Annotated in this window: 13 protein-coding genes; all 13 read left to right on the top strand. The window is 43.3% G+C overall.

Annotation, left to right across the window (positions count from 1 at the left end):
• Positions 1-111: 111 nt before the first annotated feature.
• Complete coding sequence (locus tag ACBP55_RS06245) at positions 112-1014, top strand: ArsR/SmtB family transcription factor (RefSeq protein ID WP_464650553.1); 903 nt, start codon at positions 112-114, stop codon at positions 1012-1014.
• A gap of 40 nt (positions 1015-1054) precedes the next feature.
• Positions 1055-2632, top strand: coding sequence for a response regulator transcription factor (locus ACBP55_RS06250; RefSeq protein WP_464650554.1), 1578 nt, complete (start codon positions 1055-1057; stop codon positions 2630-2632).
• Positions 2633-2635: 3 nt separating this feature from the next.
• Positions 2636-4411 (top strand): cache domain-containing sensor histidine kinase, encoded by a 1776-nt coding sequence (locus ACBP55_RS06255; RefSeq protein WP_464650555.1) that lies wholly within the window; start codon positions 2636-2638, stop codon positions 4409-4411.
• Between the two features lie 188 nt (positions 4412-4599).
• On the top strand, positions 4600-5913 hold the full coding sequence (locus ACBP55_RS06260; protein ID WP_464650556.1) for an ABC transporter substrate-binding protein: 1314 nt from the start codon (positions 4600-4602) through the stop codon (positions 5911-5913).
• Positions 5914-6094: 181 nt separating this feature from the next.
• Positions 6095-6934 carry a carbohydrate ABC transporter permease gene (locus ACBP55_RS06265; RefSeq protein WP_464653247.1) on the top strand — a complete coding sequence of 280 codons (840 nt, stop codon included), beginning with the start codon at positions 6095-6097 and terminating at the stop codon, positions 6932-6934.
• Positions 6927-7751 carry a carbohydrate ABC transporter permease gene (locus ACBP55_RS06270; protein WP_464650557.1) on the top strand — a complete coding sequence of 275 codons (825 nt, stop codon included), beginning with the start codon at positions 6927-6929 and terminating at the stop codon, positions 7749-7751. Before ACBP55_RS06265 ends, ACBP55_RS06270 begins: the two co-directional genes overlap by 8 nt.
• Positions 7752-7826: 75 nt before the next feature.
• On the top strand, positions 7827-10859 hold the full coding sequence (gene lacZ / locus ACBP55_RS06275; RefSeq protein ID WP_464650558.1) for a beta-galactosidase, LacZ type: 3033 nt from the start codon (positions 7827-7829) through the stop codon (positions 10857-10859).
• A 60-nt stretch (positions 10860-10919) separates the two neighbouring features.
• Complete coding sequence (locus ACBP55_RS06280) at positions 10920-11516, top strand: pentapeptide repeat-containing protein (RefSeq protein ID WP_464653248.1); 597 nt, start codon at positions 10920-10922, stop codon at positions 11514-11516.
• 81 nt (positions 11517-11597) lie between these two features.
• Positions 11598-11903 (top strand): winged helix-turn-helix transcriptional regulator, encoded by a 306-nt coding sequence (locus tag ACBP55_RS06285; protein WP_464653249.1) that lies wholly within the window; start codon positions 11598-11600, stop codon positions 11901-11903.
• A 148-nt stretch (positions 11904-12051) separates the two neighbouring features.
• Complete coding sequence (locus ACBP55_RS06290; protein ID WP_464650559.1) at positions 12052-13068, top strand: LacI family DNA-binding transcriptional regulator; 1017 nt, start codon at positions 12052-12054, stop codon at positions 13066-13068.
• Positions 13069-13248: 180 nt separating this feature from the next.
• Complete coding sequence (locus ACBP55_RS06295; protein ID WP_464650560.1) at positions 13249-15039, top strand: glycoside hydrolase family 36 protein; 1791 nt, start codon at positions 13249-13251, stop codon at positions 15037-15039.
• Between the two features lie 23 nt (positions 15040-15062).
• Positions 15063-16100 (top strand): LacI family DNA-binding transcriptional regulator, encoded by a 1038-nt coding sequence (locus ACBP55_RS06300; RefSeq protein WP_464650561.1) that lies wholly within the window; start codon positions 15063-15065, stop codon positions 16098-16100.
• A 312-nt stretch (positions 16101-16412) separates the two neighbouring features.
• A complete protein-coding gene (locus ACBP55_RS06305) occupies positions 16413-18092 on the top strand; it encodes a type 2 periplasmic-binding domain-containing protein (protein ID WP_464650562.1) in 1680 nt (559 codons plus the stop codon).
• The last annotated feature ends 54 nt before the right edge of the window (positions 18093-18146 follow it).

Below are 18146 nucleotides of genomic sequence, written 5' to 3' on the forward strand. Positions count from 1 at the left end.
ATTGTTGATATTGTATATAATATTTATCATAATAGATAAATACTTTCAATGCGTTGGATGTGAAAAACATAGAATTAACTAAATTACTAATTCAAGAATGGGTGTGTAATCATGTATTTAACAACGGATTCGGAATCGCTTCGGGTCTACGAAGCATTGGCGAGCGAGGTGCGGCTGCAGATTATTGATTTATTATATACAAAGGAGATGCATATTAAAGAATTGGCTTCTGAGCTTTACCTAAGCAGTGCAATTGTCAGTACGCACGTTACCAAACTGCAGAGAGCAGGGCTTGTAAGCTATAAAATGAAAAGGGTTAACGGCGGGACCTATAAATTTTGTTCGTTGTCAACGGAGTACCTACAAATAAAATTATCAAGTTTTTCTATTTTGAAAAGAAAATTCGTTGAGGTTGCTATGCCTGTCGGCCAATACACGGATTTCGCGGCATCCCCTACGTGTGGAATTGCAACAACAGAAAAGATGATCGGTTATTACGATAATCCGACCTATTTTTTGGATCCTGAACGCGTTCATGCAGGCATTTTGTGGTTTGCTAGAGGGTTTGTCGAATATAAATTACCCAACTATCTCTTCAAAGATCAAATCGTACAAGAAATTGAAATCTCCATGGAAATCGGTTCCGAAGCTCCCCATATTAATGAAAACTGGCCTTCGGACATCCGATTTACAATCAATGATAAATTACTGGGAATGTGGACGAGTCCCGGAGATTTCGGTCGAATGAGAGGTAGATTGTCACCAGACTGGTGGCATTCTGACGTCAATCAATATGGATTAATGAAAGTACTTCGAATAAATGCAAACGGTACATTCATAGATGGTCAGCAAATTTCTGATGTCACGATCAAGGATGTACAATGGGATAGCACGCAGTGGACATTGCGAATAAGTGCTGAAGATACCGCTCGAGGTCGAGGTGGATTAACCTTATTCGGTAGGGGATTCGGCAACTATGATCAAGACATCGTGATTCGAAGTTATTACGAATGATTTAAAGAAAGCCATAGATATTCAATGCGGAGGTAAAGGGATGGCTCGTTCTTGTCGTGTACTTATTGTAGATGATGAAATTTTAGTCAGACAGGGTATCAAGCACTTGTTGTACTGGGAACAAGAGGGGTTTCAGATCGTAGGAGAGGCTTCCAACGGCAAAGAAGCTCTTGAACAAATAGAGCGCATGCAGCCGCATATCGTTATTACCGATATCGTGATGCCTGTAATGGGAGGAGCGGAGCTTACTCGTGTGATAAAGTCGCAGTTCCCGGAAATTGAAGTGATCATATTAAGCAGTTTTGGTGAGTTTGATTATGTGAGGTCCACCTTTCAAAGCGGGATTGCTGATTATATCTTAAAGCCAAAGCTTGAAGCTGAACAGCTGCTCGACATATTGAAGCGCACCGCGCGTAAGATTCCCTCTTTAAAGCTGGAAGAGTCCAATGACGATGGCAGCTTGTCTATTAAAAATATCATCGATAAGCTTATTTCCGGTTATGAGGTCGATGACGATTTCAAAGATATCACCGCTGCTTTTCCATATCCTAATTACATCCTGCTTGGCGCTGATCTCAAGCAATTGCCGAGCAAGAGCAAGGATCAACATACCGCTTCACAATGGATGGCGAAGATTGCTGCTGAGTTAGATAGTGGCTTCGATCATGCGGTTTATTATCCCGTTCCCGCGGACCCTAACATGGTTGTTGTGCTGGTAAACATGGACAAGAGCGAGTGGGATCGTTTCACATTTATCGTTCGGAAACTTGCCGCATGGACAAGGAATCAACAGCCGGAGATTGGTTGGACGGTCGGTGAGGTATTCAGCGATTTGAAACAGATCGGCACGAACTTTAGGGATGGGTTTCTGAAAATAAACGCTTATCGCTTTTTTTTACCTGCCACCAACAATTTAATTGTATATGGGGAACTGCCGAAATTTTCTGAAGAGGTTGCGAAATTTAATATGACTCGCTTTACCGAACAAATGAATCGACAACAGTTCGAAGAGGCTCTTCAGGAGTTGCTCAGGTACATTCAAGCCGCGTCAAACCAGTATCAAACGGATGTGTTTGAGTTCAAGTCCTTTTTGGGAAACATCATTTTTAATATAACCATTGTGCTTGGCCGTTTGGAATTGGATATGAAGAATTTGGAAGAAGCGAAATATGCTTATTTCAAATCGATAGGTGAGGCGTCGCATGTCAGCGAAGCTATCAGGCTTCTTGAGACATTTATACAGGAGACAAACGCTGTAATAAAAACGAAGCGGTCAACGGGTGGAAATCCGAATATGACGATGCTTCTTGATTATATCCACGAGCATTACGCTGAGCCACTCAGCCTAACGGAAATAGCTAAGCATTTTCATTTTAATCCTTCTTATTTGTCGAGTTATTTCACATCGCATAATAAAGAAGGCTTCAGCGAATATTTGAACAAGATCAGAGTCGAGAAGGCAGCGGATCTTCTGAAGCAGGATTTCGCATCCATATCCGAAATTAGCGGGAAAGTAGGTTATTCGGACCATAGTTATTTTACAAAAGTATTCAAGAAATTAACGGGCATATCACCGAGCCAATACAAAAAAAATCATCTCAACAAGAAAAGGAACTAGGTTATGAGGAGACTTCTGGACAAATTTAAATATCATGGTCTTTTTATTAAAATGTTTATCGTCACGGTGGTTAGTATTATTTCCGTATCGTTGCTAACTTCACTTGTCATGATTCAAATGTCGGAGCGGCTCTTCATGAATACGTTCAGTATTACGAACTCAAAAATCATTAGCCAGATTCAAGAGAATTTCGAATCGTTCAATTATTCTATCGTTACGGCATCGAATAATGTGCTGCAGAACGGCACGATAAAAGAGTTTCTGACGAATACGGATATGGACACACTTTCTACGGTGCGAAGTCAGTATGAGGCTAGCCAAGAGATGAAACGGATTCAGTCTAATGTAGCAGCATACCCAGTTACAATTACGATCAGTGGAATGAATAGGAAAAGCCACTCGACAGATAGCTATTATTGGCCGAGCTCATTGGAAAAGCTGAGAAACAGCAAGTTAACTGTCAATACCCTGGCCACGCCAAAGCGGCTTATCTACCAATTGGATAAAGAAAGCATCACCAATTCGTCTGAAGCTGACCCGGTGATTGTCGCTTCTAGGGCACTTATGGAGAGAACGAGCGGTAATCCATATGGTGTTCTTTATTTTGCTATACGAGAAAGTGACTTTAAGCGGTTCTTCACGAACTTCACAAGCGAAGGCAACGACGTTATCATATTAGACCGTTCAGGCAACGTCGTATCAAGTAACCGCCATGAGTTCATTGGCGAAGAGGCGCATGATTTACTTGGTTACGCTAAAGAAATTGAACAAAAAAAGATAAATGTCAAAGATGTAAGTGTAATGGGGAAAAACAGTCTAGTGCTTTCGGAGTACCTTCCTACGTATGATTTTTATCTAGTCAATCTCATTGATAAACAAATGGTGCTTAGCCAGATGGTTGATGTCAAAAGGGTTGCGCTTATTTGTATGGCTATCGTGTTCGCGGCTCTGCTCATTGTATTTCTGATTTCAAGACGTTTGACAAAGTCATTGACCCTGCTAGCCAGACAAATGTCGAGAATTACGGAAAATAATTTCGATAATTATATAACGGTTACTGGCAGCTATGAAATCATGGAGCTCGGACATGCATACAATTACATGCTGGATGAGCTTAACGATTATATAAAGAAGCTGATTCAGACACAGAAGGACCAGCGCAACGCGGAGCTATACGCTCTGCAAATGCAGATTAACCCGCATTTTCTATACAATACGTTGGCATCCGTGAAAATTTTGGTCCAGCAGGGGAATAAGGAGAAAGCCGCTGCTACCATCAACTCCCTTATCTCCCTTCTCCAGAATACCGTCAGCAACATTAGTGAAACAATAACCGTGGAGCAAGAACTTGTTAATTTGAAAAATTATGTATTTATTAATCACATACGTTACGGTGAGCAGATCAAAGTCGATTATTTTGTATCCGAAGATTGTATGTCCTATCATGTTCCTAAGCTCATCATCCAGCCTTTTATCGAAAATGCATTTTTTCATGCCTTTCATGAAAGGAACGAAGGGTACATTTATGTGCTGGTGTCGCGCGAGGCAAATGCGCTGGTCTGCGAGGTCATCGACAACGGTATTGGAATGAAAGGCTTTGATAATGGGAATAATTCGCAGAGCTCCGTTAGCAGCAGTCGTTTTTTCTCCGGTATTGGAATTCGAAATGTACATGACCGTGTAGCACTGCTTTACGGAGAGGAATACGGCGTTACCATTGTGAGTAACATTGGCGAGGGAACGAGAGTGAAAATAAAGCTTCCACTCCTTCATACCTAAAAAAAATACCAATAAACAAATTAATTACTATTTACATAAACAACCAATAGAAAGCTAACAATAGAATGACAAATCCACACAAATATATTACTAACGGGTCATTTTAACGAATTGTTATAATGACAATTGTTAGCGGGGCAAACGCTTTCAAAACTAATTTATAGTAATTTAAAAGGGGCTGAATTTTTGTGAAAAAGGTACTCGCCATCCTATTGGCCAGCTTAGTACTATTGACGGCATGCTCGAGCAAAGGGAATAATGTGCCGAATACGGGTGGAAAAACCGCTGAAGCTACGCCTGCAGCTGCAAAGGAAATTACAGTATGGGCGTGGGATAAAGTATTTAATGTTGGCGCTATGGAACGTGCAAAAGCAGCTTACGAGGCGAAAAATCCCAATTCCGGTTTGAAGATCAACATTGTGGAAAACGCGCAAGCCGATATCATTCAGAAATTGAACGCAGGATTGAATGCAGGCACGACAAAAAGCTTGCCGACAATCGTATTGATAGAAGATTATCGTGCACAAAGCTTCCTGCAAGCTTATCCTGATTCGTTCTTTGAATTAACAAATGTGATTAAACCGACTGATTTCGCCGATTACAAAATCGGACCTACAAGTGTAAATGGCAAACAATATGGGGTTCCATTTGATTCCGGCGTTGCTGGATTGTATGTAAGAAGAGATTACTTAGAGCAAGCGGGATACAAGGTTGAGGATCTGCAGGATATCGACTGGAAGAAGATGATTGAGATCGGTAAAGCAGTGAAAGCCAAAACGGGCAAACAACTGCTAACGCAAGATCCGAACGATCTTGGGCTTATTCGCATGATGATTCAGTCCGCAGGCTCGTGGTATTTAAAAGAAGATGGAAAGACGCCTAACTTGGCAGGCAACGCGGCCTTGAAGGAAGCGGCTGAAACCTATAAAGAAATCATGAAAGCGGACATTGTGAAGGCAACATCGGATTGGAGCCAGTTCGTTGGCGCATTCAACAGTGGTGATGTAGCTACGATTCCAACCGGTAACTGGATTACGGCTTCGGTTAAAAAAGAAGCTTCACAGTCCGGCAAATGGGCTGTCGTACCGTTCCCTAAACTGACAAACAACCCAAAATCCGTTCATGCATCGAACCTTGGCGGCAGCTCGTGGTACGTCATGAATGTCGATGGAAAAGAAGCTGCGGCAGATTTCTTGAAACAAACATTTGGATCTGACGTTGAATTGTATCAGAAGCTTGTTACGGAGATTGGTGCAATCGGTACGTTAAAAGCCGCGGCATCCGGACCGGCGTACACGCAAGCTGACGAATTCTTCGGTGGTCAAAAAGTAATTGCTGATTTCGCCAAATGGACAGAGCAAATTCCAAAGGTGAACTATGGTATGCATACGTATGCGATTGAAGATATCCTTGTCGTCCAAATGCAAAATTATTTAAAAGGTGCGGATATCGACAAAGTGTTAACTGACGCTCAAGCTCAAGCAGAAACACAAGTTAAATAGATCATACGGCAATTAATAAAACCTGGAGCTTCGCCTTCTCCTGATTCCTAAGTTAACGTTCCGGCAGCAGGAGTTGGAGGAAGTTCCATGGTTTTATTTCCGTAAAGAAAGGGGTTAGGCTAACGTGAAAGCAGCGCGGCCTGGCGTAAATATTCGCACAAGAGCTAACTTGACTGGTTGGATGTTTATTATCTTGGCGGTCATCATGATTGCAGCGTTCTATTTCTATCCCATGATTCAAGCTCTTATTTTATCATTTAAATCGGGTAAGGGAATGAATTTATCCTTCGTCGGCTTCGATAACTACGCTCGTCTGTTTAGCGATAAAACGTTTATAACCGCGGTTAAGAACACGTTTATTTATTTGATTATCCAAGTTCCAGTGATGATTGTTCTAGCTATGTTTATCTCTGTGTTACTGAACGATAGTAAGTTAAAATTTAAAGGCTTTTTCCGTACGGCGATTTTCTTGCCGGCTGTTACCTCGCTTGTAGCGTATTCCGTTATTTTTAAATATTTGTTTGCTACGGAGGGCTTGGTTAATAAACTTCTGATCAAGATTCATCTTATAGCAGGTCCGATTCAATGGATCACGGATCCGTTCTGGGCGAAAGTGACGGTTATTCTTGCAATCACATGGCGCTGGACAGGCTATAATATGATCTTCTACTTGTCCGCGCTTCAAAATATCGATCAATCGATTTACGAGGCTGCAAAAATTGATGGAACTTCATCAACGAGACAGTTTTTCGGAATAACGATGCCATTGCTCAAGCCCATCATTTTATTTACTTCCATTACATCCACAATTGGTACGCTGCAGTTGTTTGATGAGGTTGTTAACATTACGAAGGGTGGACCGGGGAACTCGTCGATGTCCATTTCCCAGTATATTTACAATTTGTCTTTTAAATATTCTGCGGATTTCGGATATGCGGCAACCGTGTCGTATTCCATCGTGATTATGATCATTATATTGGCGTTTGTTCAGTTTAAAGCAGCAGGTGATAAAAATGGATAAATGGAAACGTCTTTTTATTTATATATTTCTGAGTGTCGCTGCGTTTATTTCCATATTTCCGTTTCTATGGATGATTATCAGCGCTACGAATAAGTCGGCCGATGTAACCAAAGGAAGATTGCTGCCGGGAAGCTACCTTGTGGAAAATATAACAAACTTGTTTAGTTCCGTAGATTTTGTACCAGCCTTGCTGAGCTCCGCAAAAATTTCGATTACAACGACCGTATTAGCCATGTTAATCGGCTCCTTAGCCGGGTACGGCTTTGAAATTTATAGAAGTAAGGCGAAGGACGTCGTATTTAACATTCTATTACTGTCGATGATGATTCCGTTCGCGGCTATCATGGTACCGTTGTTTCAAATGTTCGGTGGTATCTCACGCGTTATCCCATTTATCGGGCTGGATACGGTGTCCGGCGTTGTGCTGCCGACATTCACTACGGCATTCCTGATTTTCTTCTTCCGTCAAAATACGAAGATGTTTCCGAGGGAGCTCTTGGAGGCTGGTCGAATTGACGGGTTGAATGAATTAAGCCTATTCTTCCGTATTTTCATGCCTACGATGAAGACGACATACGCCGCAGCGGGCATCATTACGTTCATGTCGAGCTGGAACAACTATTTATGGCCGCTCATTGTTCTGCAATCACCAGAGAAAAAAACAATACCCATGCTCATATCGAATTTGGGATCAAGCTATTCACCTGATTATGGTGTTATTATGATGGCAATCGTGATTTCGACGATTCCGACTGCACTTGTCTTCTTCCTCATGCAGAAGCATTTTGTAGCAGGTATGACAGGCTCGGTGAAATAGAAAAAAAGAAAGTCAGGTGATTACGCACACAGCGCATATCACCTGGCTTTTAAATAACTTTACGGGGGAAATGTAATGAAATTGACGAAGCCAAACCTAAGCTGGCTCACAGATGTAGGCGTATTTGCTGTGAACCGTCTGCCGGCGCACTCAGATCACCGTTATTACGAAACATTTGAAGAAGCAGAAGCGACAGCGCCAATGGAGCTGCGGCACGACCTGAACGGTAGTTGGAAATTCAACTATTCCGTGAAGCCTGCTGACCGTCCCGAGTTGTTCCACCAGCTCGATTACGAGTGCGGCAGTTGGAGCAATATTGAAGTGCCAGGACACATTCAATTGCAGGGTTATGGAAAGCCGCAGTATGTAAATACGATGTATCCATGGGATGGACATCATGATATTCGTCCGCCAGCTATTCCGGAAAATGATAATCCGGTCGGTAGTTATGTGAAGTACTTCACACTACCTGATAATATGAAGGGCAGGCCCGTCTACATATCGTTTCAAGGTGTGGAGTCAGCCTTTTACTTGTGGTTGAACGGAGAATTTGTCGGCTATAGCGAAGACAGCTTTACGCCGGCGGAATTTGACCTGACTCCGTTCCTGCAGGAGGGTGAGAATAAGCTTGCTGCCCAAGTGTATCAAAGAAGCACAGGCAGCTGGCTGGAAGATCAAGATTTCTGGCGTTTCTCAGGCATTTTCCGTGACGTTTATTTATATACCGTACCGAGCATTCACGTTCGCGATCTTTTTGTCCATACTGATCTTGATGCTGCATATGAGAATGGCAGCCTTCGTGCGGATTTGAAGCTGACGAGCGTGCAGTCAGCTAGCTTCTTGCTCGAATTGAAGGATGCGATGGGGCACACTGTTGCAACAGCTCGCTCCGAAGTGTCAACCCTCGAAGCTATATCGTTGTCTATCGATGCGGGGCAAGTTACTACTTGGAGTGCAGAGAAGCCTTATTTGTACGTTCTGTATGTCAGCGTATATGATCATACAGGCAAGCTCGTTGAGGTTATTCCGCAGAAGGTTGGCTTCCGCAAATTTGAGATGATGAATAAAATCATGCACCTCAATGGCAAAAGGATCGTCTTCAAGGGCGTGAACCGTCATGAATTCAACAGCCGCAGAGGACGGGCCATTACGAAGGAAGATATGCTGTGGGATATCGCTACGCTAAAACGGAACAACTTAAATGCCGTTCGGACGTCACATTATCCGAACCAGTCGTTATGGTACGAATTGTGTGACATCTACGGCATCTACGTCATTGATGAGATGAATTTGGAAACACATGGTTCATGGCAGAAGATGGGCGCAGTTGAGCCGTCTTGGAATATTCCGGCGAATAAGCCAGAATGGCAGGAAATCGTGATGGACCGGGCAATTTCGATGGTCGAGCGCGACAAGAACCATCCTTCTATTCTGATCTGGTCGGTCGGTAACGAAGCCTATGCGGGTGAAGTCCTGCTGGGCGTGTCCAACTATTTCCGAAAGATGGATCCTAGTCGGCTAGTTCACTATGAAGGGGTTTTTCATAACCGCAAGTATAACGATACGAGCGATATGGAGAGCCGTATGTATGCGAAGCCGTTGGACATCGAGGCCTATTTAAACGATAACCCACAGAAGCCGTATATAAGCTGCGAATATATGCACGCGATGGGTAATTCGGTAGGCGGTATGCATAAATATACAGAGCTCGAACAGAAATATGCTATGTATCAAGGTGGATTTATTTGGGATTATATCGATCAGGTGATCGTCAAGAAAGATCGTTACGGCAAAGAGTTTCTCGCATTCGGTGGCGATTTCGACGACCGCGCCACCGACTATAATTTCTGCACGAACGGTATCGTTTATGCGGACCGCAAGGTGTCGCCAAAGATGCAGGAAGTGAAGTTCTTGTACCAGAACATCAAGCTTGTGTTGGATCGCCAAGGTGTGAAGGTGACGAACGAGAACCTGTTCGAAGGTACTGAGGCCTATGATCTCCTAGTTGTCCTTCATAAAGAAGGCAAGGAGATATTCCGAGGCAAGAGGAATATCGACGTTCCGGCGCAAAGCGAGGCTTATGTGCCGCTTGAGCTGCCGACTGTTGATGAGCCAGGTGAGTATGTCGTACATGCGTCGCTCAATTTGAAGGAGAGTACCCTATGGGCTGAAGCTGGATATGAGGTTTCGTTCGGGCAGTACGTAATTCTGGTTGATGATCTGGCTTCGTCTGCACAACCTGAAGGATCATTCAGAGTCGTGGATGGCGATGTAAACATAGGGATTCATGGACGAGATTTTAGTATCATGTTCTCGAAGCAGGCGGGAAGCCTGATTTCACTGAACTATGCCGGCAGAGAGATGATCGCCATTCCGCCAGCGCCGTTATTCTGGCGTGCGACAACGGATAACGATAAAGGATTCTCGCTTGGCTTTGATTCAGGCGCTTGGTTCGCGGCTAGCTTAACGCGCAAATGCATAGGAGTCGAATTGACGGAGCAAACGGGAATCGTTACGGTAACGTTTCGTTACAAGCTTAGCATCAGCGCGAACGTTCTAGTGACGGTTGCATACACGGTGTATGCCGACGGCAGTTTGAACGTCAGATCTCGCTACGAGGGGGCAACAGGTCTTCCGAAACTGCCGATATTCGCGTTGTCGTTCAAGGTTCCAGCTGATTATTTCCATTTGGATTGGTACGCGATGGGACCGGAGGAGAACTATATCGATCGCGCCTTCGGAGCTAGGCTCGGGGTGTTCAAGAATGACGCTGCTGATAATGTGTCTGGATATGTCGTACCGCAAGAGTCGGGGAACCGCACGGGTGTCCGCCGTGTGAATATTACGAACGACGATGGTCACGGTATTCGGATAACCGCACCAGCTGCTCAGCCGGTGGAATGTAACATTTCGCCGTTTACGGCATTCGAGCTGGAAAATGCCTACCATCATTACGAGCTGCCGAATGTTCATTACACGGTCGTCACGGTAGCGGGCAGACAGATGGGCGTTGGTGGTGACGACAGCTGGGGTGCGCCGGTACATGATGAGTATCTGATCAAAGCCGATCAAGACCTAGCGTTTGAATTCAATATTCACCGGCTATGATGGCTCCATTCGACGTACTTTGATCGGTGAAAACAAAGAAAATTGGTTGAGTAGGGTCTAATTATCCCTCTCAACCAATTTTTCATTCCTATCTACGGGCGGGATTTAAGATACGGCGAACTCATTCGCTGCACCTTTAAACGTTGTACATTTACTAGCAGCTCGATGGAGGAAATCACGATAAACCAATGCCGGTTCATAGAATGCAATTTTCGCGGAGCTTTGTTGAATGGTTCGATTCACACAGAATCTGCTTTTGAAAACTGCAATTTTACTGAAGCTAATCTCTTCGTTTCAGAATTTAACTATTGTAAAATGACAGGCTCAGACTTTGCAGGTGCACAAATGGATGGTGTTACATTGGTTCAAGGGGATTGGTCCTATACCAATTTGAGACAAGCCAGATTAGCAAAACAGGTTATGCGAGGAGTTCGTTTTCATGGAGCAGATCTTTCTAATGCTAACCTGGAGAAGGCCGATCTAAGAGATTGCGACCTGACAAGTGCAATTTTTGGAAAAGCAAATTTTCAGGGTGCGGATTTGCGTGGCGCCAATATGGATGGAATCGACTTTAAAACGCTTGTTGTCAAAGGCGCACGGATGGACAGAGAACAAGCTGTTAGTTTTTTGCGTTCATACGGTGCAAAGATAGATTGAAGAGAAATCCGACTTTTCCTTTCAATAGGCAAGTCGGATTTTTTTTCTTTTCAATTGTCGAATTCTTGCCCCACCTTCACTATGCATCTTGAGGCTTGGAAAGGGGTCATTCTCTATCATCTCATTGACGGAACGAAAAGATTTAATGAATTTCGGCGTCTCAATCCGGGTATTACGCAGTTTATGCTTACACTGCAGTTACGGGAGCTTGAACGGGATGGGATCATTCATAGAGAAGTTTATAAAGAAGTACCACCAAGAGTTGAATACTCGCTAACTGATTTTGGAAAGACGTTAGTACCGATCATAGTATCTATGAAAGAATGGGGGGAGATTTATAAAATCAGACTTAACGAAATTAGAACGCCACAAGGGGAAGATGCTTGAATGTTCAAAAAGGGAAAGGTTGTCTTCTAACTTATAATGATGAACTCACAGTTTTTTTTGGAATGTCAAATGATTGCCATTGCTGCCGTTAGTCTGTAGAATGTTTAGTAAATATCTGTTTATTTAAATGGCGAAAGAATGTGATAGCATGGTAACGATTAAGGATATAGCCAATAAAGCGCAAGTTTCAAGCGCCACAGTTTCACGCGTTCTTAATAACGACATGACTTTGCAAGTTGCAGAGGAAACCAGACAGCGAATTATTGAAGTTGCCAAGCAACTGGACTATAGAAAAACGAAATCACGTGCAAATAAGAACCTTGAAATAGAGGCCGAAAAAAAACAAAACATCGGATTAGTCATTTGGGGCTCGGAGCAGTTGGAGTCCTCAGATCCATATTTCATGTTTATTCGTCAAGGGATCGGCAAAGAGTGTGCTAAGCAAGGGATTACTGTCGACAAGGTGATGTTCATGGATGACTTCGATATGAATATTGCAGAGGAGTTGGATGGCTTAATCGTCATCGGCAAAGTGCATATAGATTTACTGAGACAATCGACGCAGATACCGCATATTGTTTCGATTGATTATGTGTTAGATGACGAATACGACTCCGTTATGTTCGATCTGCGCAAAGCGACTAGACATGCTATGGATCACCTTTTTCAGCTTGGTCACCAAAGAATCGGCTACATTGGCGGAATCAGTTATATTCGTACGCTAGAGGGCAAAGTGTATAACATTGATGTACGTCAAAAAGAATACGAAGCGATCATGCGGGAAAAAGGATGGTTCGAACCCGCCCACCTATTTGTGGATGACTGGCGTACGGAGCAGGGCTACCTTTTGATGAAGCAAGCGTTAGAATTGGACGATCGGCCAACTGCTTTTTTGATTGGCAGTGACCCGATGGCTATAGCCGCGCTCAAAGCGTTGCAGGAATCGGATATTAAAGTGCCGGATGAGATTGCCATCGTAAGCTTCGATGATATTCCCCTAGCTTCGTTCGTATCCCCTCCACTTACTACTGTAAGAGTGCTTACGGAAGATATGGGGGTTACGGCTGTGAAACTGCTGGTTGACCGTTTCAACGGCAGGGATGTTCCTCTCCATGTGACCATTCCAACCAAACTTATTATTCGTGAGAGTTGTGGAACAAAATAGAATCTTAAAAATAGGAAGAAGCCGTCTACTCAGATCATATAGATTTGAGGGATGGCTTTTTTTGATTTTATTGGAATTTACTGAATACCGAATAAAAAACGATTGAGAAATTCGATTTTAAATGCTAAAATCGAGTAAATATTTAGTAAACTTTATCTACTTTGTGATGGAGGAATCAACATGAAAGAGAAAGCTTTGAACAATGACACGTTACAGGTAGGTCCTTATCATTTTCAATTATCGGGCTGCAACGAGCAGTTTCGCGGCTCAATGACTCGGGCGACCGTTCAGGAAGGTGTAGAACTTATTCACATCAAGTTGGAAGGGGAGAATCTGCAGCAACCGCCAACGATTGAATTAATTTGGCATCATCCGGGCATCGATATTCAGGGCAGTTGGTACCCAAGCGTCTATCGTTCCAAGAGACTTCGTGTAGATTGGGAAGAAGGAGTCGTTTCCAAATCAACGTATTCGGCGCCAGTCTTTAGTTTATTTAACGTACAGGGCAGCAACCGACTCACATTCGCCTTCTCTGATGCGCTCAATTCCGTAGCCTTGTCAGCAGGTGTCAATGAGGAGACCGCCACGTTCCGCTGCGGGGTCAAGTTATTCTTTGAACCAAGTGCACCCATGTCTGTTTACGAAGCGACTTTGCGCTTGGACACGAGAGAAATCGCGTATTATGAATGCTTGAACGATGTTCAAAAGTGGTGGGTTTCCCTTCCTGGCTATACGCCTGCACTTGTACCTGAATCAGCCAAACTTCCCATGTATTCAACTTGGTACAGCTTCCATCAGCAGTTTACTTCGGAAGGGATCGAGCAAGAGTGTAGACTAGCCAAACAATTAGGCTGCGAAGCGGTCATTGTCGACGATGGCTGGCAAACCTCTGATAACACGCGTGGTTACGCTTATTGCGGAGATTGGGAAGTATGTGATGAGAAAATTCCCGATATGAAAGCTCATGTTGAACGCGTTCATCAACTGGGGATGAAATATCTGTTATGGTATTCGGTTCCTTTTGTTGGATTCAAGAGTAAGAATTGGGATCGCTTTAAAGGCAAAATGCTAAAGTCGATCGATAGCTTGCAAACAGGCGTGCTGGATCCGCGGTATCCTGATGTGCGGGAATTCATTATTAACTTGTATGAAACAGCTTTGGTGGAGTGGGATCTTGACGGCTTTAAGCTTGATTTTGTAGATAGCTTCGTTGGAACTGAAGAGACGATTTATAAGGAAGATAGCTCGATGGACTACATCTCAATTCCTGAGGCTGTAGACTGCTTAATGAGTAATATTATCGACAGATTGAGGCTCATAAAGCCTGACGTCATGATCGAATTTCGTCAAAATTACATCGGCCCCTTAATGAGAAAATACGGGAACATGTTTAGGGCAACGGATTGTCCGAATGATGCGATCGAAAATAGAATCCGAACGCTCGATGTCCGGTTACTTAGTGGAGATACGGTTGTTCATTCCGATATGGTGATGTGGCATCCTCAAGAGCCGGTTGAAAGCTCTGCGCTCCAAATCGTCAACACGCTATTTTCCGTTCCGCAAATTTCTGTTCTGCTAGATCGCTTACCGGAAGAGCATCTTCAAATGGTGCGTTATTGGCTATCTTTTTGGAGAGAGCATCGCGATGTATTGTTAGACGGCCGTTTGAGACCCCAGCATCCAGACTTTCTTTATCCATTAGTTATCGCCGATAACGGGCATAAAAGGATTGTTTGCGCCTATGGCGATGTAACTGTCAAACAAGGAAGCATTCATCCCGAGCTTGTTTTGTTCGTGAACGGAACGTTGAACTCGCGGATTTATGTGGAGATTGAAGAGGATTGGGGCGCGAAATGGGTTGAGGTTCGTGATTGTAAGGGGCAATTGATCACTAAGGAACGTTTGGAACTGAAAGCTGGCATTCATCGTTTGGATATTCCCCCTTGCGGCGTGGCAACGGTATACGAATAGCGTCAAAAATGTATGGAGAGTATGTGATAAAGATAGCTACGATTAAAGATATTGCCAGAATCGCTAAAGTTTCTTCTGCTGCGGTTTCAAGGGTATTAAACAACGATACGACGTTCAGTGTACCTGAAGAAACAAGGCAGCGAATTATGGAGACGGCAGGTAAGTTGAACTATCGCAGAAATGAGCGGAAGCAGAAAACGGAACCAAATGACATGCAGCAGCTAAAGTTTGGTTTACTGATCTGGTGTTCCGAGCAAATGGAATATTCGGATCCCTTCTATTTGTCTATCCGCCAAGGCATCGAGAAGGAATGCGTCAAGTACGGGATTAACATTAGCAGAGTGTTCCGATTTATGGATGACTCTAACACGAATATCGATGCCCATCAGTTGGACGGATTATTCCTGATTGGAAAGGTGGATATCGATATCATCAACAAATCGACCCGTACGCCAAATATCGTTTCTATCGATTATGTGCTTAGTGATGAATTTGATTCCGTGATGTTCGATTTGCCCAAAGCGGCCAGGCAAGCATTGGATCATTTACTTCAATTAGGTCATCGGAAGATTGGTTATATGGGCGGAATCAGCTATATTCGAACCTTGGAAGGCAAAGTGTTTAATACGGATGCTCGGCAAAAAGAGTTTGAAGTCATGATGAAAGAATTAAACTTATTCAATCCTAATTATGTGTTTGTCGGTGATTGGCGCGCCGAAGTTGGGTATGAGCTAATGAAACAAGCGCTGGAAGCGGAAGATGTGCCTACCGCCTTCGTGATTGGCAGCGATCCTATGGCGATAGCTGCGCTTAAGGCGGTGAGCGAATCCGATTATAAGGTGCCTGACGATATAGCCATTGTCAGTATTGACGATATTCATTTAGCTTCGTTTGTGACTCCTCCAATAACAAGTATCAAAGTGTACATGGAAGAAATGGGGGAAACAGCCGTTAAGTTGATGATTGACCGCCTGAGAGGTAGAGGACTGCCGCTGCATGTAACCATTCCAACGAAACTTATGGTGAGAAAGAGCTGTGGTGCGAACACTGCGGACGCATGATAATGAACGATTAAGGCATGGTAAAGCGAATAGATGAGTCTTTCGCTTTACTTTTTATTATATTTAGTAAATTTATTCGCTAAATAAGAATAAAACATAAAATATTTTAGTAAAAACTATTGTATATTTAGAAAATAATTAGTAAAATAAAAAAGTGGAATGATTCACCACTTAAATTTGCAAAGACAACTTGCTTATAACAGAATGCACGGTCACAGAATTGGGAAGCTGAGATGCAGGAGGAAATTCTTAAAGGATGGTTTTGAAAGCGCAATCATTTTAAACTACTTTAATTGAAAGAAGGGGTCGGATTTGAAAAAGACTTTGCGGGTTATGTTATCTGCTGCACTAACGATGAGTGTTGTTGCTGGATGCTCCACACAGAAGGTTGACAACAAAGCATCAGAAACACCAAAAGCTACGACGGAAACAAAAACGGAAACAGCAAAAGCCGCAACGAACGAATTTGGCTGGGAAGTGCCTAGTAAGCCGATTGAGTTTAGTTACTATTATGCAGATTCGATCAACCCGGACAAGACCAAAAAGAATAGCGATTTGATGCATAAATTCCTATTGGAGAAGTTTAATGTCAACATAAATAAAATTACTTTTGATGCGAAGAAAGAAGATAAACTGAATTTGATGCTTGCTTCTGGTGATTATCCTGAAGTGATTGCCAATATGGACGAGGCGACGGTAGCCAAGTGGGTCGCACAAGGTAAAGTGCTTGAAATGGGCTCATATGTTGACAAATACGCGCCGAATGTAAAGACGCAATTGGGTGATCTGTATAAAACATACTTAACGAACGGCAAATTGTATGCCCTTCCAGGTTATTGGGGATCACTGCCAATCCCGGATTTCTCAGCACATATTCGCTATGACTACTGGAAAGAACTTGGGACGCCGAAGTTTGAAACACCAGATCAATACTATGATGTACTGAAGAAAATTCAGGAGAAGCATCCGAAGAATGATAAAGGTGAAAAGACGTACGCGCTTTCTGGTTTTGCACCGGTTACGGAGAAGATCGTTCCGACGCTGGCCGGCATGTGGGGACTGAAAGACGGAAATAAAATCAGCGCTGACGGCAAGATTACGCATTGGATTAACACGCCTGAAGGTCTTGAGCTTACGCTTTTCATGAACAAGATCTATCGCGATGGCTTGCTCGATCCGGATACATTTATTAACAAGTACGAGAATATGAAAGCTAAAATGTCAACGGATCGTGTTATGGGCTTCATTGGCGCATGGTGGATTGGTTGGAACGCAGGGCATGAAGTTTGGCAGAAGAGCGATCCAAACTGGAATGAAGAGAAGCGTTTTATGCAAGTGAGCGCTAAAGCTGCGACTGCTGATAAAGCATACTTGTCAGGGAAGAATTCGCGAAGCACTGGTATGACGGTGATAACGAATAAAGCCAAAAATCCAGAAGAAATAATGAAGTGGTTAAACTTCTCTGTGACGGATACCGGTACTCGATTAATCGGCTGGGGAGTTCCGAATACCGAAAAGTCGACATGGAACTTCAAAGACGGGAAAGCTAGTTTTGTTGAATCACAGAAACAAGCAATTATTGATTCCAAATTTGATTACGATGCTGGTGATCTGCTCGGCATGGATATGTATAATCTGGTGACTAGCCAAGGCATTACGAAGGATGACGGTAAGAGCGCATATTGGTTTGATCAAAACTTCAACGATAATGCGAAATGGAAAAAGATGATGAACGATAATTTGAAAGATACGATTTATGACAATACCGTTGGGGATATCAAAATTCCTGCCAACGATCCGCTTGCAATAACCGATAAGCAGGTAAAAGATTTGCTGGAGTCGCAGTGGGCTAAAGCGGTTATGAGCAAGACGGAAGAAGAGAGCCGGAGCAATTACGCAGCCTTGAAAGAAAAGCTGAATGCGGCAGGCTTGGATAAGATTGAAAAATATAAAACCGATGAATACCAAAGAAGATTAAAAGAGTGGAAATAACAATAACGAAAGGAAGGGTCACGCCTTCCTTTCCTTTGTCCGAATTGTCTCAGT

This window comes from Paenibacillus sp. WG02 (genome assembly GCF_055396115.1).